Source organism: Lysobacter panacisoli (assembly GCF_009765165.1).
Taxonomy (GTDB): domain Bacteria; phylum Pseudomonadota; class Gammaproteobacteria; order Xanthomonadales; family Xanthomonadaceae; genus Lysobacter_J; species Lysobacter_J panacisoli.
This window is the reverse complement of sequence record NZ_VLNU01000001.1, coordinates 3649117-3668926: the sequence shown is the minus strand read 5'-3', so window position 1 is coordinate 3668926 and position 19810 is coordinate 3649117. Positions and strand designations below refer to the sequence as shown.

General features: G+C 67.8%; 21 protein-coding genes and 1 tRNA gene. 7 read left to right on the top strand and 15 right to left on the bottom strand.

The window, feature by feature from the left end; all coding sequences use genetic code 11:
* The 15 genes from FOF45_RS17105 to FOF45_RS17035 form a co-directional block, all read right to left on the bottom strand.
* Positions 1–1224, bottom strand: coding sequence for a tyrosine-type recombinase/integrase (locus tag FOF45_RS17105; protein ID WP_158986976.1), 1224 nt, complete (start codon positions 1222–1224; stop codon positions 1–3).
* A 228-nt stretch (positions 1225–1452) separates the two neighbouring features.
* A tRNA-Leu gene (locus FOF45_RS17100) sits at positions 1453–1539 on the bottom strand.
* Positions 1540–1578: 39 nt separating this feature from the next.
* On the bottom strand, positions 1579–2031 hold the full coding sequence (locus FOF45_RS17095) for a DUF2214 family protein (protein ID WP_199244521.1): 453 nt from the start codon (positions 2029–2031) through the stop codon (positions 1579–1581).
* A 77-nt stretch (positions 2032–2108) separates the two neighbouring features.
* On the bottom strand, positions 2109–2687 hold the full coding sequence (locus tag FOF45_RS17090; protein ID WP_158987643.1) for a cysteine dioxygenase family protein: 579 nt from the start codon (positions 2685–2687) through the stop codon (positions 2109–2111).
* A 102-nt stretch (positions 2688–2789) separates the two neighbouring features.
* Positions 2790–3926 carry a homoserine O-acetyltransferase MetX gene (gene metX, locus FOF45_RS17085; protein ID WP_158986974.1) on the bottom strand — a complete coding sequence of 379 codons (1137 nt, stop codon included), beginning with the start codon at positions 3924–3926 and terminating at the stop codon, positions 2790–2792.
* A 132-nt stretch (positions 3927–4058) separates the two neighbouring features.
* On the bottom strand, positions 4059–5066 hold the full coding sequence (locus FOF45_RS17080; protein ID WP_158986972.1) for a tetratricopeptide repeat protein: 1008 nt from the start codon (positions 5064–5066) through the stop codon (positions 4059–4061).
* Positions 5066–5515: a cytochrome c-type biogenesis protein gene (locus FOF45_RS17075; RefSeq protein WP_425481943.1), complete on the bottom strand. Its 450-nt coding sequence runs from the start codon at positions 5513–5515 to the stop codon at positions 5066–5068. The genes FOF45_RS17080 and FOF45_RS17075 overlap by 1 nt, the downstream gene beginning before the upstream one ends.
* Positions 5512–6084, bottom strand: a complete 573-nt coding sequence (locus FOF45_RS17070; protein ID WP_158986968.1) for a DsbE family thiol:disulfide interchange protein — start codon at positions 6082–6084, stop codon at positions 5512–5514. The genes FOF45_RS17075 and FOF45_RS17070 overlap by 4 nt, the downstream gene beginning before the upstream one ends.
* Positions 6081–8057 (bottom strand): heme lyase CcmF/NrfE family subunit, encoded by a 1977-nt coding sequence (locus tag FOF45_RS17065; protein WP_158986966.1) that lies wholly within the window; start codon positions 8055–8057, stop codon positions 6081–6083. Before FOF45_RS17065 ends, FOF45_RS17070 begins: the two co-directional genes overlap by 4 nt.
* Positions 8058–8531: a cytochrome c maturation protein CcmE gene (ccmE, locus tag FOF45_RS17060; protein ID WP_158986964.1), complete on the bottom strand. Its 474-nt coding sequence runs from the start codon at positions 8529–8531 to the stop codon at positions 8058–8060. It abuts the gene before it with no gap.
* Between the two features lie 21 nt (positions 8532–8552).
* Positions 8553–8726 (bottom strand): heme exporter protein CcmD, encoded by a 174-nt coding sequence (locus tag FOF45_RS17055; protein ID WP_158986963.1) that lies wholly within the window; start codon positions 8724–8726, stop codon positions 8553–8555.
* Entirely contained in the window at positions 8723–9475 is a 753-nt protein-coding gene (ccmC, locus tag FOF45_RS17050; RefSeq protein ID WP_158986961.1) for a heme ABC transporter permease CcmC, read from the bottom strand. Before ccmC ends, FOF45_RS17055 begins: the two co-directional genes overlap by 4 nt.
* A 104-nt stretch (positions 9476–9579) precedes the next feature.
* A complete protein-coding gene (gene ccmB / locus FOF45_RS17045; RefSeq protein ID WP_158986959.1) occupies positions 9580–10269 on the bottom strand; it encodes a heme exporter protein CcmB in 690 nt (229 codons plus the stop codon).
* On the bottom strand, positions 10266–10916 hold the full coding sequence (gene ccmA, locus FOF45_RS17040; RefSeq protein WP_158986957.1) for a heme ABC exporter ATP-binding protein CcmA: 651 nt from the start codon (positions 10914–10916) through the stop codon (positions 10266–10268). The genes ccmB and ccmA overlap by 4 nt, the downstream gene beginning before the upstream one ends.
* A gap of 94 nt (positions 10917–11010) precedes the next feature.
* Complete coding sequence (locus FOF45_RS17035; protein WP_158986955.1) at positions 11011–11484, bottom strand: DUF3293 domain-containing protein; 474 nt, start codon at positions 11482–11484, stop codon at positions 11011–11013.
* A gap of 163 nt (positions 11485–11647) precedes the next feature.
* On the opposite strand from FOF45_RS17035, the gene FOF45_RS17030 reads away from it, so the two are divergent.
* The 7 genes from FOF45_RS17030 (at position 11648) to FOF45_RS17000 (ending at position 19774) form a co-directional block, all read left to right on the top strand.
* Positions 11648–12796, top strand: coding sequence for a pyridoxal phosphate-dependent aminotransferase (locus FOF45_RS17030; protein ID WP_158986953.1), 1149 nt, complete (start codon positions 11648–11650; stop codon positions 12794–12796).
* A gap of 8 nt (positions 12797–12804) precedes the next feature.
* Positions 12805–13602, top strand: coding sequence for an amidohydrolase (locus FOF45_RS17025; RefSeq protein WP_158986951.1), 798 nt, complete (start codon positions 12805–12807; stop codon positions 13600–13602).
* Between the two features lie 357 nt (positions 13603–13959).
* Entirely contained in the window at positions 13960–14547 is a 588-nt protein-coding gene (locus FOF45_RS17020) for an OmpA family protein (RefSeq protein WP_158986949.1), read from the top strand.
* 159 nt (positions 14548–14706) lie between these two features.
* A complete protein-coding gene (locus FOF45_RS17015; RefSeq protein WP_158986947.1) occupies positions 14707–15168 on the top strand; it encodes an aminoacyl-tRNA deacylase in 462 nt (153 codons plus the stop codon).
* Positions 15169–15231: 63 nt separating this feature from the next.
* Positions 15232–17481, top strand: a complete 2250-nt coding sequence (locus tag FOF45_RS17010) for an AsmA family protein (protein WP_158986945.1) — start codon at positions 15232–15234, stop codon at positions 17479–17481.
* Between the two features lie 82 nt (positions 17482–17563).
* The gene (locus FOF45_RS17005; RefSeq protein ID WP_158986943.1) at positions 17564–18994 is read left to right on the top strand and encodes an NfeD family protein; all 1431 of its coding nucleotides are present in this window, start codon (positions 17564–17566) and stop codon (positions 18992–18994) included.
* Between the two features lie 21 nt (positions 18995–19015).
* Positions 19016–19774, top strand: coding sequence for a slipin family protein (locus tag FOF45_RS17000; protein ID WP_199244520.1), 759 nt, complete (start codon positions 19016–19018; stop codon positions 19772–19774).
* Positions 19775–19810 lie beyond the last annotated feature (36 nt).

The following is a 19810-nucleotide window of genomic DNA, read 5'->3' as shown; positions in this document are numbered from 1 at the left end:
CTATGCGCTTCGACGTTTCATGATTACGACGTTCGCAGAGCCAGCTCGCAGATCGTCGAGATAGTCCGCCCATCGCTGCACTGCATCCTTTCGCTCACCCACAAATGCAGTGCGATCGTAGGCCTTCTGGATCTCATCCTTCTTGGCATGCGCTAGCTGTGCTTCCAATACATCCGATGGAATGTTCAGGCGTTCTCGTGCCACGGTACGAAACATGCCCCGGAAGCCATGTGTGGCGTGCTTGCCCTGAAAGCCCATCCGGCGCAGGGCAGAACTGAGCGCGTCGCGGTGCAGGTGCGGGGTGGTTTGCCTCGCCAGTGGCGGGAATACGTAGCGTGCGCCTTCGGTGTAGGCGAGCATTCCGCGCAGGGTTTCCAGCGCCTGCGATGACAGCGGGACGATATGTGCGTGCCGCGTTTTCATCTTTTCCGCTGGGATCGACCATTCCGCGGAATCGAGGTCAACTTCACTCCATTCCATGGTCACCACGTTGCCGGGGCGCTGGGCGGTTAGCATCGCCAACCTCAATGCTCCGCGAGTGACAGGAATCGGGTAGCTCTCAACCGCGGTCGCCACCTTGCGCACGTCGGCCAGATCAACAGCAGCGGGGATATGCCCCTTCACTGTCTTGGGCAACGCACCATTCAAATCCAACAAGCGTCCTTCATCGCGCAGGCCCTCCCGGATGGCATAGCGGACGATGTTCACCAGGTAACCGCGCGCCTTGGCCGCCAGCGATGGCGGAATGCACATCAGTGCGTCTGCGGCCTGTTTTGTGGTCAGGGTGGTAATCGATTGGCGGCATAGGGCAGGGCCCAAGTAGGCAGCAACCACGTAGGCCGCTTTGCGATGTGTTTCAACTGCCCAGCTCGGCCGCATCCATTCCAGCCACGCGGCGGCCACATTCGGAAAGGGCGATCCGGCCTCACGCTTGGCTGCTTCTCGCCTATCGGAGTTGGCTGCCGCGGGGTCTACGCCTCTGCGAAGCAGCGCGCGTGCGTTCTCAGTCTGTTCTCGGGCTTCGGGGATGCCCACCTCCGGCCAAGGGCCAAATGAGAGGCGGTTTTCCCGGCCATCGGGGCGGGTGTACTTCAGATACCAGCGACGGGACAGTCCGGTCTTGGTCTCCTTGGTCTCCACGTAGAGGCCGCCGCCGTCAAACAGCTTTCCAGGCTTCGCGTGTTTGATTGCTAGCGCCGTCAGCTTTGCCGTTCTGCCCGCCATTGCCGCCCCTTCAGTTCAATGCCAGGGGGCAAGCTGTAGCGAGGGGGCAAGTTGCTTGCCCCCAAATTGGGCACAACACCAATGGTTGCCCCGTTTGCCCCAGTATTTGCCCCTTCCGTGATCTGGATTCTAGCGGACGACCCTGGACGTTACAGCAACAAAAAACCCCGCTTCCGCGGGGTTTTGATGCCTTTCTCGGACTTCTCTGGACTTCCTGAAATCCTACGCTGGTGCCGGAAGTGGGACTCGAACCCACACGCTTTTAAGGGCGGCGGATTTTGAGTCCGCTGCGTCTACCGATTCCGCCATTCCGGCGCGGGCGCGCAGTATAGCCGACCGCGCGGGGGCTTTGGCTCAGAGGCCGCCGTGGCGGGCCATCGCCGCGGCCAGTACGAAGATGGCGGCGACGAGGATCAGTTCGAACCGCACGATGCCGCGAAGCTTCGCCACTTCCGCCGCGTCGGGCAGGTAGGCGGGGTTGGCGGCGAGTGCCTTGCGCCAGCGCAGGAAGCGCACCGTCGGCAGGATCGAGAGCAGGCCCACCAGCACGAACGCGCCGATCTTGGCGTGGAACCACGGGTTGTGCAGGTAGAAGTCGTAGCCCTTGATGCCGAAGACGATGCGGCAGATGCCGGCGGCGATCAGCGCCATCGCGGTCATGCCGTAACCGGCGTCGATGCCGGCCAGGCGCTTGAGTACGGCGTGGTCGACGGTGCCGCGCAGCAGGACCGATTCGGCGACGAGCATCGACACCAGCCCGAACACCAGCAAATGGTGCAGGGATGCGAGCAGGAAGTCGGTCATCATGGGCGGCGCTCCGTGCGGGAAGCGCCCACCCTAATCGGCGCCGATGGCGACGCCAAGGTGCCGAAGGTCAGTTTCGATCAGGCCGCGGCGTCGGTCTTGAGTTCCTTGGACACGCGCGCGAACCATTCGCCCTCGTTGGGTACGAACATCGAACACGCTTCCATCGGCGCCTTGTAGATGTGCAGCGACACGGCGACGGCGTCGCGGCTGGCGTTGCGGATGGTGTGGTACTCGTGCGGCGGGATCAGGCTGCCGGCACTGCCGGGACCGGCGTGCATGCCGCCGGCGGCGCGGAAGCGGAAACGCTCGCCATCGCGTTCGAGCAGTTCGTACTGGGTGATCTCCAGTTCGCCGTCCCACACACCTTCCACGCACCACAGGCCGCAGTGGTCGTGCACCGGTGTGCCCTGGCCTGGGCCCCACGTCATCGCGACCACGCTATAGCCAAGGCGCGGGCTGCGATAGAGCTCGCGGCGGGCGTAGTGATCGTCGATCGGATCGTGCACGCATGAGGGCAGCTGCACGTCGCGGTCGCGGATCATGCCGCACAGCGTGCTGCGCAGCGCTGCGGTCACGGCGTGTTCGTCGCCCGCGCCGACGGCGGCGTCGATCGCGGCGACCAGTTTGTCGTGGCCGGGAAAATCCAGGTCGGGCATTGCGTCGTTGGCAGTCATGCCGGCGATTCTACCGTGCCGTTCCGATGCGGCTTCTTGCGACGCACCAATCCGTGACCGTACGCCACGAATCGTACGCCAGCGTTACGTCCGCAGCGTGTTCAGGAAATCCGCGACCGCCGGTCCGAACCGGGCGATGTCCACCAGGAAGGCGTCGTGGCCCTGCGGCGAAGGCAGCGGCAGGAACCGCGCGTCCGCGCCGCCGGCGCGCAGACCCTCGGCGATCTCCTCCTGCTGCTGCAGCGGGAACAGGATGTCGGTGTGCACCCCGATCGCCAGCGCCTTTTCCACGCGGATGCTGGCCAGGCCCGCGCGCGTGTCGGCTTCGCCGTTGCCGCGCGTGGTGCAGTACTCGCCGATGTCGAACCAGTCCATCGAACGGCTGAGGTAGAGATAGCAGTTGGGATCGAAACGACGCACGAAGCGGCGCGCGTGGCCTTCGAGGTAGCTCTCGACCTCGAACTCCAGGCCGAACGGTTCGTCTTCGCCGCGGTCCGAGTCCAGTCGCACGCGGCCGAAGCGGCCGTCCCATTCCAGCGCGGAGCGATAGGTGATCACGCCCAGCTTGCGCGCCATGCGCATGCCCGATTCGGGATAGGTCGCGTCGTCGTAGCGGCCGTGGTTCCAGTTCGGATCCAGGCGGATCGCCTCGCGCTGCAACGAGCGGATCGCGATCGAGAACGGCAGCGCTTTCGGTGCGCCGGAAATGTTGATGTGGTTGCGCGCCAGTCCCGGATGCCGCAGCAGGAACGCCAGTGCGGTCATGCCACCCATCGAATTGCCGATGATGCAGGCGAGGCGCTCGATGCCGAGCCCGCGCACGAGGTGCGCCGAGGCGTCCGCGCCGTCTTCGACCGAGAGCTCGGGGAAATCGAGGCGGTATGGCTCGCCGGTTCGCGGGTCGATCGACGCCGGCCCGGTCGAACCCTTGCAACTGCCCAGCGAGTTCACGCAGATCACGAACCAGCGGTCGCTGTCGATGGGCTTGCCGGGCCCGAGCATCGGCTCCCACCAGCCCGGCTCCGGGTTGCCGGCGTTGGCGGCCGCGTGCGCGTCGGGCGACAGGCCGGTGACGATCAGGATCGCGTTGTCGCGCGCTTCGTTGAGCGTGCCCCAGGTCTCGTACGCCACGTGCGCCCCGTGCAGTGCGCCACCGCGTTTCATCGCGAAGGGCGAGGGCAGGTCGAACCAGAGCGTGCCGGGCGGAATGAATTCAGTCATGAGACAAGCTTAACGGGCCGGGCGGAACGGGGCACGCGTGGCCGGATGCCGATGCGATGACGGAGTGCCATGCGCCTTTTGCGAATGGCATGAGGCGATGCGCCGCCGACGCGGTGTGCGTTGGCGGATCGCTCAGGGTCGAACGCTGTCGATCAACAGCTCGACGCGACCAGTATTGCCGGACGGCTTCGCGGTGGCTTCCAGGTCGCCGGCCTGCGGCATCGCGTTGCCCGACGCGGAGACGCGCGCCAGTACTTCCACGCGATCGAGCTCGGACAGCTTCAGCGTCGGCATCGGACTGTCGTTGTCGTCGAGCGTGACTTCGAGCGGGAAATCCTTCGCGGCGAGCTTCTCGGCCGCGACCGGCATCGGCGGACCGCCCGGTTGGCGGGCGATCACGAACACGGTCGCATTCGCCGGAATCTTCGACGCCAGCGCGGGCGACAGCGAGACCTTCACCTTCAGGCCACCGGACGTCGGCGCGGCGTCCGGCTTGGGCAGCGGGGGCAGGCCGGCTTCTGCGCGTGCGGCATCGATCTGCGCTCGCAGCGGCGCGGCCGCCGCGACGTCGACCACGGCCAGCAATGGCTCCCACGTGCGCGCCGCTTCGGCGGGCTGCTTGGCCTGGCGCTGGGCGATGCCGAGGAACCAGCGCGCGCGCTGGTGCATCGGCTGGATGCCGATGGCCTGTTGCAGCATCGTCACGCCCTGCGCATCGAACTGGCGCTGCGGCGCGGCGAGTGCGCGCATCTCGGCGGTTTCGGTGAGCAGGTCCGGATCGTCGGGCATCAGCTTGAGCGCACTGCCGAGTGCATTGGCGGCCTTGCCGGGTTCGCCCTGGGCGACGTAGGCGCGGCCGAGCAGTCGCCAGCCTTCGACCTGGTTCGGATCGCGCTGCAGCTCCGCTTCGAGCTTGGCGATGGCCTCTTCCAGCGTCTTCGGCATTTCGCGCTGGCTCGAATCCAGCGCGGCCGGCGTGCCGATCGCGACGTACATCAGTCCGGTCGCGAGGACCAGGCCGATGACGGCGGAAAGTCCGGCGACGCGGCGCGTGCGCCACAACGGACGCAGCACGTACACCAGGGTCAACACGGCCAATACCAGGCCGGCGGCGATGAAACCTGCCGTCATACCGCTCATCACCACTCCTGTTCTTCGTTGCGCTCGTCGGCCGTGGGCGTCGTATTGCGCGAACGCCGGCGCACCGCGCCGACCACCACGAGTCCACCGGCCAGCAGCACCACCGCTGGGCCGAACCACAGCAGCCACGTCTTGGATTCGACCTGCGGGCGATACAGCACGAACTCGCCGTAGCGCGCGACCAGGAACTCCTTGATCTCCGTGTCGTCCTTGCCCTTGCGCATCAGTTCCAGCACTTCGCGACGCAGGTCCACGGCGATCTGCGCGTTGGATTCGGCGAGCGACTGGTTCTGGCACATCACGCAGCGCAGTTCGCTGATCAGCGCGTGGAAGCGCTTCTCTTCGGCCGGGCTGGTGAACGTGAGCGGCGTCGGATCGGTCGCGGCCTGCGCGAACGCGGAACCCGTCGCCAGCAGGAGCGCGAAGGCGAGCAGCAGTGCGCGCATCACAGCGGCGCGCCCCGGTCGAGCTGCGCGAGTTTCGGCAGCAGTTCGTTCTCGATCACCTGGTCGGTGAGCGGGCCGACGTACTTCCAGCGGATCGTGCCGCCGGCGTCGACGAGGAAGGTTTCCGGCGCGCCGTAGATGCCCCAGTCGATCGCGGCCTTGCCCTCGTAATCGGTGAGGACCATGAAGTACGGATTGCCGAATTGCTCCAGCCAGCGCATCGCGTCGGCGTGTTCGTCCTTCCAGTTGAAGCCGATCACGCGCAGGCGCTTGGACTCGGCGAAACGCGTGAGCACCGGATGCTCGTCGCGGCACGCCGGGCACCAGCTGCCCCAGACGTTGAGCAGGTACGGCGCACCGCGCAGGTCCTTGTCGGTCACCAGTCGGCCTGGCTCGTGCAGCACCGGCAGGCGGAACGCCGGCGCGGGCTTGCCGATCAGTGGCGAGGGCAGGGCCTCGCGATTCGGGTTGCGGCTGAGCATCACGCCGGCGAACAGCAGCGCGCCGAGCGCGGCGACGATCACCAGCGGGATCCAGCGCATCGAGGACTTGCGCGGCACCGATTCGCTCATCGTGCGGGCTCCGGGATTGCGGCCGTCGCAGGGGAAGCGGGCAGCGTGTCGCTCGCGGTGGCGCGGCGGAAACGCCGATCCGTCGCCGTGACCAGGCCGCCGAGCATCATCAGGATCGCGCCCGCCCAGATCCAGCGCACGAACGGCTTGATGTGCACGCGCAGCGCCCACGAGTCGCCGCCGAGCGGTTCCCCGAGCGCGACGTAGAGATCGCGCGTGATGCCGCGCTCGATCGCCGCTTCGGTCATTACCTGGCCACCGCTGACGTAAGCGCGCTTTTCCGGATGCATCACGGTCAGCGGCTTGTCGTTCTCGAACACGGTGACGGTGCCGCGATCGGCTTCGTAGTTCGGGCCCTGCGAATGCGCGGCACCGTCGAAGCGGAAGGCGTAGCGACCCAGTTCCACGGTCTGGCCCGGTGCGACTGCGAGTTCGCGCTGCTGCGTCAGGCCTTCGGTCAGCAGTGCGCCGACCAGGAACACCGCGATGCCGAAGTGCGCGAGCGTCATGCCGAGCATCTCGGCGGTGAAGCGCTGGCCGCTGGTCTGGCTGCGCAGTCGCGACCACACGAAGCGCAACGTGCCCAGCAACACCCACGCCGCACCCAGCACGCCGGCCGCGACCTTCACCGGTCCCTGCGGCGCGAAGAAGTACGCGACCACGCCGAGCACCAGCGCCAGGCCGGCCCACGGCGCCAGCATCGCCAGCGGCTTGGACACCTGCTCGCGCTGCCAGCGCGTGAGTGGACCGAACGGCACCAGCACGACCAGCGGCGTCATCAGCACCACGAACATCAGTGCGAAGTAGGGCGGACCGACCGAGATCTTGCCCAGCTCGAGCGCGTCGGCCAGCAGCGGATACAGCGTACCCAGCAGGACCATCGCGCAGGCGGTGGAAAGCAGCAGGTTGTTGAGCAGCAGAAGCGTTTCGCGCGAGGCGGCCTCGAACGGCTTGCCGCCATCTTCGGAAGACGGCGCCTTCAGCGCGTACAGCAGCAGCGAGCCGCCGATGACGACGCCGAGGAAGATCAGGATGAACAGACCGCGCGCCGGATCGGCCGCGAACGCGTGCACGCTGGTCAGCACACCCGAACGCACCAGGAACGTGCCCAGCAACGACAGCGAGAACGTGGCGATGGCGAGCAGCAGGGTCCAACCGCGGAAGCTGCCGCGCTTTTCGGTCACCGCCTGCGAATGCAGCAACGCCGCGCCGGCGAGCCACGGCATGAAGCTGGCGTTCTCGACCGGATCCCAGAACCACCAGCCGCCCCAGCCCAGTTCGTAATACGCCCACCACGAGCCCAGCGCGATGCCGAGGGTGAGGAACGCCCATGCGACGTTGGTCCACGGCCGCGTCCAGCGCAGCCAGCGTGCATCGATCTTCCCGTCCAGCAGCGCCGCGATCGCGAACGCGAACGGCACCGCGAAGCCCACGTAGCCGACGTACAGCATCGGCGGGTGGATGATCATGCCCGGATCCTGCAGCAGCGGATTGAGGTCGCGGCCTTCGCCGGCAGCCGGCAGCAGGCGCAGGAACGGGTTGCTGGTGAAGATCAGGAACGCGAGGAAGCCCACGCTGACCAGGCCCATCACGCCGAGCACGCGCGCGATCACCGGATCGGGCAGGCTGCGCGAGAAGCGCGCGACCGCGCCGGTCCACAGCGCCAGGATCAGCGCCCACAGCAGCAGTGAGCCTTCGTGCGCGCCCCACACCGCGGTGTAGCGGTACATCACTGGCAGCAGCGAGTTGCTGTTTTCGGCGACGTAGCGCAGCGAGAAGTCCTGCGTCACGAAGCCATGCGTGAGGATGACGAAGGCGATGAACACCAGTGCCAGCTGCGCGTACGCAGCCGGGCGTGCGACCGCCATCCACGGTGCGACGCCGCGCTGCGCGCCGGCCAGCGGCAGCGCCGACTGAAGCACCGACACCAGCAGCGCGAGGATCAGCGCGATCTGTCCGAGTTCGCCGAGCACTTAGCGCGCTTCCTTGCCGGTACCGGCGGCCGGCGCCTGCACGTCGTGCTTCTTGTGCGCGACGCCCATCTTGTCGGCGACTTCCTTCGGCATGTAGGTCTCGTCGTGCTTGGCGAGGATTTCCTCGGCGACGAAGGTGTCGCCCTGCATGCGACCGGTGGCGACCACCGCCTGCTTCTCGCGGAACAGGTCCGGCAGGATGCCGGTGTAGCGCACCGGCAACTGCGCGTCGCCGTCGGTGACGAGGAAGCTGGCTTCGAGCGAGCCCGGGGCGCGCTTGAACGAATCGGCCGCGACCATGCCGCCGAGGCGGAAGCGTGCGTGCTCGCCTGCTTCGCCGCGCAGGACTTCGGCAGGCGTGTAGAGGTAGGCGATGTTGCGCTGCAGGGCCATCGCGACCAGCGCGGTGGCGATGCCGGCGGCCACCACGAGGGCGATCACCCAGAGCAGTCGGCGGCGACGTACGGGATTCATCTGGACAGGCTCTTCAGGTCGTTATCGGGTCAGTTCGTTGGCCGCGCCCTTCCCCGGGCGCGCCGCCTCGCGCGAAGCGCGCAGGCGGGCGCCGCGCAGTTCGCGGCGGATCTGCAACTGCGTGCTGAGGAAGTCCCAGCCGAGCACGGCCGCGAATACCGCGTAGGCGGCGATGACGTAGTTGGCATAGCTCATGCTTGCTTCCCCTGCGCGAGTCCGGCGACCCACGCCTTGCCGCTCTCGCGGCGCAGGTTGTCGGCGCGCGCACGCGCCAGCAGTGCGCCGACGAACCACAGCTTGGTGCCGACGATCATCCACACCAGCGGGCCGATCATGCTCGAGTCCATGCTCGACTCACCCAGCAGGCGGATGGTCTGGCCCTGGTGCAGGGAGTTCCACCACACCACGGAATATCGGATCACCGGCAACAGCACCACGCCGACGATCGCGAGCAGGCCGGCGGCGCGCGCGGCGGCGCGACGGTCGTCGATGGCGTTGTACAGGCCGATCACGCCCAGGTAGAGGAACAGCAGGATCAGCTCGGTGGTCAGGCGCGGATCCCAGTCCCACCAGGTGCCCCACATCGGCTTGCCCCAGATCGAACCGGTCAGCAGCGTGATCAGGGTGAAGGCAGCACCGATCGGCGCGCAGGCCATCGCCAGGATCTCGCACAGCTTGATCCGCCAGATCAGCGCGATCGCGGCATAGACGGCCATCAGCCCGAACACGGCCATGCTCATCCAGGCGCTGGGCACGTGGATGTAGAGGATGCGGAAGCTGTCGCCCTGCTGGTAGTCGGCCGGCACCTGGAACAGTGCGCCGTACAGGCCCCAGGCCATGACCAGCAGGCCCAGGCCGTAACCCCAGGGCGCCCATCGCGCGGCAAAGCGGTCGAAGTAGGGGGGCGAACCGAGTTTGTGGAACCAGCGGATGATCGGATTCATCGTTTCTCGCTCCGCCTCCGGACCGTCGGGCCGGGCAGCGGCAGATTGCGGCGGATTGTCGCGGCAGCGCCGCGCTGGGGCTTGATCCGGCTCAAGTGATGCCCTCAGCTCAGGGCGATCCGGATGGCGGCGGCCGCCGCGAGCGGGGCCAGCACCAGGGCAACCGCCAGCCCTGCGCCTAGCAACAGCAGCGCGCCGATCGGATCCAGCCCCTGCGCCGAGGCAGCCACGCTGCCCGCGCCGAACACCAGCACCGGCACGTACAAAGGCAGCGCCAGCAAGGCCACGAGTATACCGGAGCGCCGCATCCCGACCGTCAGGGCGGCCACCACCGCGCCGAGCAGGCTCAGCAGTGGCGTGCCCAGCGCCAGCGAGGCCATCAGCACCGGCAGCTGCGCGTGCGGCAGGTGCAGCAGCTCGCCCAGGAAGGGCGTTGCGACCAGCAACGGCAGCGCGGTCGTCGCCCAGTGCATGAAGGTGCGCACGCCGACCAGCCAGGCCAGCGGCACGGGGGCGAGCATCCACTGCTCGAGCGAGCCGTCTTCCGCATCGCCGCGGAACAGCGTGTCCAGCGCGAGCAGGCCAGCCAACAGCACGGCGAGCCACAGCACCGCCGCGGCGACCTTCGCCAGTGCTTGTTTCTCGCCGCCCAGCGCCAGTGCGAACAGCACGACCACCAGCAGCGCGAACAGTGCCGGCTGCAAGGCGTCGCCGCGACGGCGCCAGATCAGGCGCAGGTCGCGGGCGAGCAGGGCACGCGCGGCGCCGGCGAGCGTCGGGGTTCCCGGGTTCATGCCATGCCTCCGCGCGACAGCACCAGCATCCGCGTGCGCACCGGCGGCGCTGCATACGCGCCATGCGTGGTGACCAGCGCCGCGCCGCCCTCGCGCAGGTGCGCCTGGACCATGCGGTTGACCAGTTCGATGCCTTCCAGGTCGAGGTTGGCGTAGGGCTCGTCGAGCAGCCACAGCGGCGCCGGCGACATCCACAGGCGGGCCAGCGACAGGCGCTTCTTCTGCCCGGCGGAGAGCTGCCGCGCCAGCGTGTCCTCGTAACCAGCCAGGCCGACGATCGACAGCGCGTTCTCCGGCAACTGCGCGCGGCGGCGTCCCTGCAGGCCGCACAGGAAATTGAGATTCTCCAGCGCACTGAGGTCGGCCTTCAGGCCGGGCAGGTGGCTGAGGTAGGCGATGGCGCGGGCGCGGCGGGCGATCCCGGCCGGTTCGCCGTCGAGGTCGATCTCGCCGCCCTCGGCGCGCAGCAGGCCGGCCAGTACCCGCAACAGCGTGGTCTTGCCCGCGCCGTTGTCGCCCTGCACCAGCAGGGCTTCGCCGGCGTCGACGCTGAAATCGAGCGGGCCGAAGACCGGCTCGTCGTTGCGCGCGAAGCGGAGGCCGCGGGCTGCGAGCAGCGGCGGGACAGGGCGGTCGTTGGGCGTCATCGGGCTGACATGAACGGCCGGTCGGCCGCGGTGCGCCATTCTATTCGACTGGCTCCACGCGCCGCTTGGCGGCTGCCGGCGGTCCGGCGTGGGTTCAGGCGGTGACCCACTCGGTGTGGGTGGCCCCGTTCGCGGCGTGCGGGCGTGGCATCAGCATGCGCAGCCGGACCGGTTCGCCGGCGTTCCAGTCGAGCACCCCGGCCTGGCCGAACTCCATCGCCAGCCGCAGCACGGATGCCTCGTCCAGCCCGGCGACCAGCCAGCCCGGTTCGCGCCACTCGCCCAGCGGACCCTGTGCCCAGGCCGGATGCCGGACCACGCCGGCGGCGTCCAGCTGAGCCACGAGCAGCGCGTCGGCCGCCTCGTTGGCGGTGTCCGAGCGGGGCTGCGACGCGGGATTCCATGCGGTAATGAAAGCGTAGCGCGCTGCTGGCGCGTAGGCTTCCAGGTCGATGGCGCGTTCGCCCACGCGCAGCGGCAACGGATCCCCGTCCAGCACCACCGCGTAGTCCGCGGCGGCGTAGGCGGTGGCCAGTTCGACGGCGTCGACGATCTGCAGCTCGCGCATGGCCCAAGTTTGCTGGGGCGGTGGCGGTCGTGCAACGGCTGAGGGTCACCCCCGTCGTTACCCTCAGCGGGATCGCGTGATGAGGTTTCGTCATGACGTCCCGCAACGTGCATCCTTACACTTCGCCGTTTCCCGTTTCCTGATTACTGACCCCCACCTTCCGATGACCCTGCAAACCAAGCTGCCGAAGGTCGGCACGACCATCTTCACCGTCATGTCGCAGCTCGCGATGGAGCACGACGCGGTCAACCTCGGCCAGGGATTTCCCGACTTCAACGTCCCCGAGCGTCTGATCGAGGCGCTCGACCGCGCCATGCGCGAGGGCAAGAACCAGTACGCGCCGATGACCGGCATCCCGGCGCTGCGCCAGGCCATCGCCGACAAGACCCTGCGCTGCTACGGCCATCGTCCCGATCCGGACAGCGAGATCACCGTGGCATCGGGTGCGAGCGAGGCGATCTTCGACGCCGTCGCCGCGGTCGTGCGCCCGGGCGAGGAAGTGATCGTCCTGGATCCCTGCTACGACTCCTACGAGCCGGCGATCGACCTGGCTGGCGGCCGCGCGGTGCACGTGCCTCTGGATCCGGCGACCTTCGCGCCGGACTGGAACCTCATCCGCGCCGCGGTCACGTCGAAGACGCGGCTGCTGATGATCAACTCGCCGCACAATCCCTCCGGCGCGATGTTCAGCGCCGACGACATCGCCCAGCTCACCGCGCTGCTGCGCGACACCGGCATCTGGCTGCTATCGGACGAGGTGTACGAACACATCGTGTTCGACGGCCGCCGCCACGAATCGGTGCTGCGCTATCCGGAACTGCGCGAACGCGCGTTCGTGGTGTCGAGCTTCGGCAAGACCTACCATTGCACGGGCTGGAAAGTCGGTTACTGCATCGCGCCGCCGGCGTTGTCGCTGGAGCTGCGCAAGGTCCACCAGTACAACACCTTCTGCACCTTCGCCCCGGCGCAGTGGGCGTTCGCCGAGATGATCCAGACCGAGCCGGAGCATTACGAACAGCTCGGCGCGTTCTACCAGTCCAAGCGCGACCGCTTCCGCGAGCAGCTGCTGACCACGCGCCTGAAGCCGCTGCCGGTGCCGGGTGGCTACTTCCAGCTGGTGGACTATTCGGCGGTCAGCGACCTCGATGATGCCGCGTTCTGCCGTTGGCTCACGGTGGAGAAGGGCGTCGCGGCGATCCCGCTTTCTCCGTTCTATGAGTCGCCCCCGTCCGGACAGCGCCTGGCGCGCCTGTGCTTCGCCAAGAACGAAGCCACGCTGGACAGGGCGATCGAACGACTGCAGAAGCTTTGAGGGCACACATGAATGACCTTCGCGTCTCGCTGATCCAGGGCGACACCCGCTGGCACGATCCGGCCGGCAATCGCGAGTACTACGGCCGCCTGATCGCGCCGCTGCACGGCACGACCGACCTGGTGATCCTGCCGGAGACGTTCACCAGCGGCTTCTCCAACGACGCCATCGGCAACGCCGAAACGATGGACGGGCCGACCGTCGAGTGGATCCGCGAGCAGGCCGCGCGCCTGGACGCGGCGGTGACCGGCAGCGTGCAGCTGCGCACGCAGGAGGGCGTGTTCAACCGCCTGCTGTTCGCCACGCCCGACGGTGCGATCAGCACGTACGACAAGCGTCACCTGTTCCGGTATGCACGCGAACACGAACGCTATGCCTCCGGTCGCGACCGTCTCACGGTCGAGTGGCGCGGCTGGCGGATCTGTCCGCTGGTCTGCTACGACCTGCGCTTCCCGGTGTTCTCGCGCAATCGTTTCGACGTCGAGCGCGCGGGCCACCTCGACTACGACCTGATGCTGTTCGTTGCCAACTGGCCGTCGGCGCGCAGCTATCCGTGGAAGACGCTGCTGCGTGCGCGGGCGATCGAGAACCTGAGTTTCGTGGCCGCGGTGAACCGCGTCGGCACCGACGGCAACGGCCTGCACTACGCAGGCGACAGCGCGGTCATCGATTTCCTCGGCCATCCCATCAGCGAGTGCGCCGACGAGGAAGTGGTGGTCACCACCACGCTGCAGGCGGCGGAACTGCTCGCGCACCGTGAACGCTTCCCCGCCATGCTCGATGGCGATGCGTTCAACCTGGTCTGATCCGACCGCGTGAACAGGGCGGCGCCGCGCGCCGCCCCGACTGTTCGAACATCATCTCCGCGCCTTCGCGCCGTGCCGCGAACGATGAATGGCGCCGATACGTCGCGCGTTAAATCCGTCTTGACTTCACTGAACCGTGCGCAGCTTCGCCTTTGGCGACGCGCTGCGGCCTGTTCAGGCAACGAGCCATTAATGTTCGGCGTGGCATTCATACGTCTCCCTCAACAACCTGACCAGCCGCTACACCGCGCGCCCCGCGCAAAGAACACAAAAGTAGAAGCACAACACAGAGCTGCAGGGCCTTCCCCGGACCTGCACGACATTGCGTGCCCCCGCACGCGAATTGAAGGAGAAATCATGGTTGCTCGCACCATTCGTAATGCCGGATTCGCCGTGGCGCTGGGTGCCGTCGCGCTGACCGGCTGCACCAAGTACATCAAGCGCGATGAGTTCGACACCACCATCGCCGACTTGCGCGCGACCGACCAGAAGCTGCAGGGGCAGATCGATTCGCTCTCGCAGAAGCACGACGCGCTGGTGACCCAGCTCGCCGGGCGCGTGCGCGTGGAGACCGGCGCCCACTTCGCCACCAACGACGCCACGCTGAGCGAGGAAGACAAGCCGTTGCTGGACGACTTCGCGCGCGTGATCCGCGACAACCACTCCGACGCGCTCATCACGGTGGAAGGCTTCGCCGATCCGTCGGGATCGGCCGCACTCAACCGCCGCCTCGGCCTCAAGCGCGCCCAGTCGGTGCGCGACTACCTGGTCAGCGCGGGCCTGAATGCGAACCAGGTGCGCGCGGTCAGCTACGGCGAGGACCGCAATCGCCAGGTGCGCGAAGGCCAGAGCGGCGATGCCGGACGCGACAACCGCCGTGTCTCGCTCGTGGTCGATTACGCCGGCGTCTCACAGGCCACCGCTGCGCCGACCGCTTCTCTGTAATTCGCGACGCGACGGGCGGACATCCGCCCACGCGCGTTTCGCGCAGTACACTGGATGGGCCGCCATGCGCGGCCCATTCTGTTGCAGACAAGGACGCCGGCGCGCCGCGTCGCTCTCGCTGCGGTGCGACCGGCCTCCGCTCGATCACAGGAGCGTGCCATGTCCTCACCACGTCTCGAAGAATTCCTGCATTCCAATCGCGTCGCCTTCGACACGATGACCCACCCGCATGCGTTCACCGCGCAGGAAACCGCGGCCAGTGCGCATATCGATGGCCACGAGATGGCCAAGACCGTGATGGTGAAACTCGACGGCCGACTGGCGATGGCCGTGCTGCCGGCGGACGAGTGGCTCGACGTCGCGCGATTGCGCGATGCAAGCGGTGCGCACGAGGTCGCGCTCGCCAGCGAATCCGACTTCAAGGATCGCTTCCCCGAATGCGAGGTCGGTGCGATGCCACCGTTCGGCAATCTGTACGGCATGGATGTCTATGCGTCCGTGACGCTGGACGGCGACCGGATTGCGTTCAACTCGGGCAACCATCGCGAACTGATGCGCATGGAGTGGCACGATTTCGTGCGCCTCGTGCACCCGCGCTTGGCCAGCCTCGCCCGGCACTGACGCCCTCCTGCGCGGCGCCCCGGCGTTGACGCCGCGCATGCACCCCGTGGCTATGCTGCGGACATGAACAGCGCCCCGAAGGATCGCCAGCGCTTCGCCCGGTTCCTCGCCCGGATCCCGCCGCGCTGGCGACAGTCGTGGATCGGCCGCGGGCTGTTCGCGCTGGTCCTCCTCTACGCGCTGTACCTGCTCGCCGGCAACGTCTTCATCAACACGCCGATCGGCGAGTGGACCGCGAACCGCAAGCCGGAGAAGTTCCACATCGAATGGGGGCCGGGCTTCACCCTTTGGCCCGGCCGCGTGACGGTGTGGGACGTGAAGATGGGCGGGCAGGCGGGTCGCACGAAGTGGTCCGTCGTCGCCGGCAAGACGAGCGGACGCGTCGCGATCTGGCCGCTGTTGCGCAAGGAAGTTCGCGTCCCCGACGTGTTCGCCACCGACGTGAGTGGCGAGGTCGACATGCTGCCCACGCGCCGGCCGCCGCCGGTCGCTCGTCCCGGCGGCTGGGTACTGAACTTCGAACGCATCCGCAGCGACTCGATCCGCAAGGGGCGTTTCCAGACACTGACGCTCGAAGGCACCGGTCGCGCCGAAGTCGGTTTCTACAAGCAGCTGCGCGGCGGTGCGCTCGAACTGATGCCGTCCACCGCCCATTTCGACAAGGCGAAGCTCGCGTTGAAGGGCGACGAGATGCTGCACGACGCGACCATCGACGCGCGCTTCGCTATCGCCCGGCACACGCGTGCGCAGGCGCCCGGCGCGCAGAAGCTGCTGCTCACCGACGCGCAGCTGCAACTGGACGGTGTGACCACCACGCTCAAGACCGGTATCGATTCGAAAGGCCATTTCACCGTCGACACCGTTCCGGGCGACGGCCGCGCGAGTGCGAAACTCGGCTTCGCGCGTGGTGTGTTGACGCCCGGCAGCAAACTGCAATGGCACATGCCGATCACCGGCACCGATGTCGCCGGCCGTCCGCGCAGTGGCGCGCTGGATCTTTCGATGGACGTGGATCGCGACATCGTGGTGAAGGCGAGGGCGCCCTCGCGAACCGACAGCAACCTCACGCTCGATGCCGATCTGCGCGTGCGCGGCAACCAGATTCCGCTGAAGGATTTCCACAGCCTGATCCCGCGCAGCTCCGGTCACGTGGTCGGCCGCTGGCAGTTCGCCTCGCTGCGCTGGCTCGGCGCATTCTTCACGAATGCGCCGTGGCTGGCGCTCGACGGCGCCGGCGCGGTCGATGCCGACGTGCGCATCGTCGATGGACGCGTGGCCGCAGGCAGCCGCATCAGCGTGCCCGAAGTCGATGCCGTCGCCCATGTGATGGGCAATCGCATCCGCGGACGCGCACGCGCGGACGGCCGCCTCGATGCGGGCCCGGACGGCAAGCCGCTGCCCAGTCTGGAACTGGTGATGGAGCAGTTCAACATCGCCGCCGACGATGCGCCGACACAGCCGTACGTCGATGGGCACGACCTGCGCCTGACGATGCAGACGGTGTCCTCGTTCCAGCGCGAGGATCTGCGCAAGCCCGATGCCATGCAGCAGGTGCGCGAAGCGATGAAGGCGCGGCTTACCTTCAGCGATGCGCGCGTACCGGACCTGCGCGCCTACAACCGCTACCTGCCGCAGTCGCACCTGCGTTTCGACGGCGGTTCGGGCACGCTCAGCGGCGACTTGAGCCTGGACGGTGCCGGCGACGTGGGCAGCGGCAGCGTGCGCATCAAGGCCAGCAACGCGCAATTGCACGCCGCCGGCATCGGTCTGCGCGGCAACATCGACGTCGACACGCCACTGCGCCGCGCCGACCTGAGCGGGCACAACTTCAACATCGACGGCACACGCTTGAACCTGACCGGCATCAGCTTCACCGAGCCGGGCGGCGAATCGCGCAGTGGCTGGTGGGCGCGGATCCAGCTCGAACGCGCGCGCATGGACTGGGATCGTCCGATCAGCATCGATGCGCGTGCGCGCGTGGCGATGAAGGACGTCGGGTTCCTGCTGTCTATGTTCTCGCGCCAACGCGACTACCCCAAATGGGTCTACAAGATGATCGACTCTGGCCAGGCGCAGGTCAGCGGCAACGTGCAGTGGAAGGGCGACGTGCTGGTGCTGGACCGCGTCGACGCGAGCAACCAGCGTTACGACCTGAAGGCACGCCTGCGCCTGCGCGGCAAGAGCCGCACTGGAAGCCTGTACGCGAAATGGGGCGTGCTGAGCTGCGCGGTGGCGGTGAACAACGGCCAGCGCGATTTCCACATGATCCGTGCGCGGGAGTGGTACGACGGGCAGCCGGCACTGCTGCGCTGAGGCATGGCGTCGCCGCCGCTTAACGGCGGCGGGTGTTAACTGATGTCGCGACGGTGGCTCCGATGCCGCCGTGGCCTGCGTCATGGCGAAGACCTTCCGAGTCTTCTGGCTGCTCGCCGCGCTGCTGCTGGTGCCGGTGCTGCGTGCCGCCCCCGAAACGCCCGCGACGGACGGCGGCGTCCTGTTGCTCGACATCAAGGGCGGGATCGGTCCGGCCACGCGCGACTACGTGCGTGCGGGCCTGAAGCGCGCACGTGAGGCGAACGCACGCGCGGTCGTGCTGCGCATCGACACGCCCGGCGGGCTGGATGCGGCGACGCGCGACATCAACCAGGACCTGCTCGCTTCCGAGATTCCGGTGATCGGCTGGGTCGCGCCGTCCGGCGCGCGCGCCGCCAGCGCCGGCACCTACGTCCTCTATGCCTGCCACCTCGCCGCGATGGCGTCGGCGACCTCGCTCGGCGCCGCGACGCCGGTGTCGATGGGCGGCCCGGGACTCGGGCAAGAACCGGAGCAACGCGGTCCCGAACAACGGGAACCGCGGCAGAAGGACGAACCCGCGCGCGAATCCGGCGAGCCTTCATCAGCTCCCGCGCAACGACACGAACCACGCAGTGCGATGGAGCGCAAGGCGGTGAACGATGCCGTCGCCTACCTGCGCAGCCTCGCCGAACTGCGCGGCCGCAACGCCGAGTTCGCCGAAGCGGCGGTACGCGATGCGGCCACGCTCACCGCGTCGCAGGCGCGCGAACGACAGGTCGTGGAAATCGTCGCCGACGATCTCGACTCGTTGTTGCGACAGGCGCAGGGGCGCAAGGTGCGGCTCGCGCGCGGCGAGCTCGCGCTCGACGTGGCTGGGCAGCCGGTGACACGGGTGGTGCCGGACTGGCGCGCGCGCTTGCTGGCGGTGCTCACCGAACCGACCGTCGCCTACCTGCTGCTGCTCATCGGCCTGTACGGACTGGTGTTCGAAGGCTACAGCCCCGGCGCGATCCTGCCCGGCATGGTCGGCGTGATCTGCCTGCTGCTCGCCGCGTACGGATTGCAGGTGTTGCCGGTGAACTACGCGGGCGTGGCACTGATCGTGATCGGCGTGGTGTTGATCGCACTGGAGTTCGCGATGCCCAGTCTCGGCGCGGCCGGCATCGGCGGCGTCGTGTCGCTGCTGGCCGGTTCGCTGATCCTGTTCGACACGGACGTGCCGGGTTTCGGCGTGCCCGGGGCGCTGATTGCCGGTGTCGGTGTGGCGAGCGCGCTGGGCTTCATGGCGATGATCTGGCTCGCCGCGCGCGCACGGCGTCGGCCGGTGGTCACCGGCATCGAGGAACTGGTCGGACAGGTCGCGGTGGCGACGCGCGATTTCCACGGGCGCGGACGCGTCCGCATCCGTGGCGAGGAATGGCAGGCCGATTCGGCGTCGCCGGTGCGGCGCGGACAGCGCGTGCGCGTGCACGCGCTGCACGGACTGGTGCTGGAGGTCGTGCCCGAAGGCGGCGCGACCGCGGCCGAATGAACCGGGCGAAGGAGGAGGCTCATGTACCTGGCGATGTATTTCCCGCTGATCGTGCTGGTGGTGTTCGTGCTGCTCACCGCGATCAAGGTGCTGCGCGAGTACGAGCGTGGCGTGGTGTTCCAGCTCGGCCGCTTCTGGAAGGTGAAGGGGCCGGGCCTGATCCTGCTGATTCCCGTGGTGCAGCAGATGGTGCGCGTGGACCTGCGCACGGTGGTGATGGACGTGCCGCCGCAGGACGTGATCTCGCGCGACAACGTGTCGGTGCAGGTCAACGCGGTGGTGTACTTCCGTGTGGTCGATCCGCAGAAGGCGATCATCAACGTCGAGCACTTCTACGAAGCCACCAGCCAGCTGGCGCAGACCACGCTGCGTTCGGTGCTGGGCCAGCACGACCTGGACGAGATGCTCGCCGAGCGCGAGAAGCTCAACGACGACATCCGCACCATCCTCGACAGCCAGACCGATGCCTGGGGCATCAAGGTGGCGAATGTCGAGATCAAACGTGTGGATCTCAACGAGACGATGGTGCGGGCGATCGCGCGCCAGGCGGAGGCCGAGCGCGTGCGTCGTGCCAAGGTGATCCACGCCGAGGGCGAGCGCCAGGCGGCGGCGATGCTGGTCGAAGCGGCGCGGCTGCTCGGTGGCGATCCGCGTGCGATCCAGCTGCGTTACCTGCAGACGCTGACCGAGATCGCCGGCGAGAAGAGTTCGACGATCGTGTTCCCGCTGCCGATCGAACTGATCCAGTCGATGCTGGATACGACGCGCGGGCGTTCGTGATTCCGAACCGAACGTCGATGCCTAAACGAAGAAGGG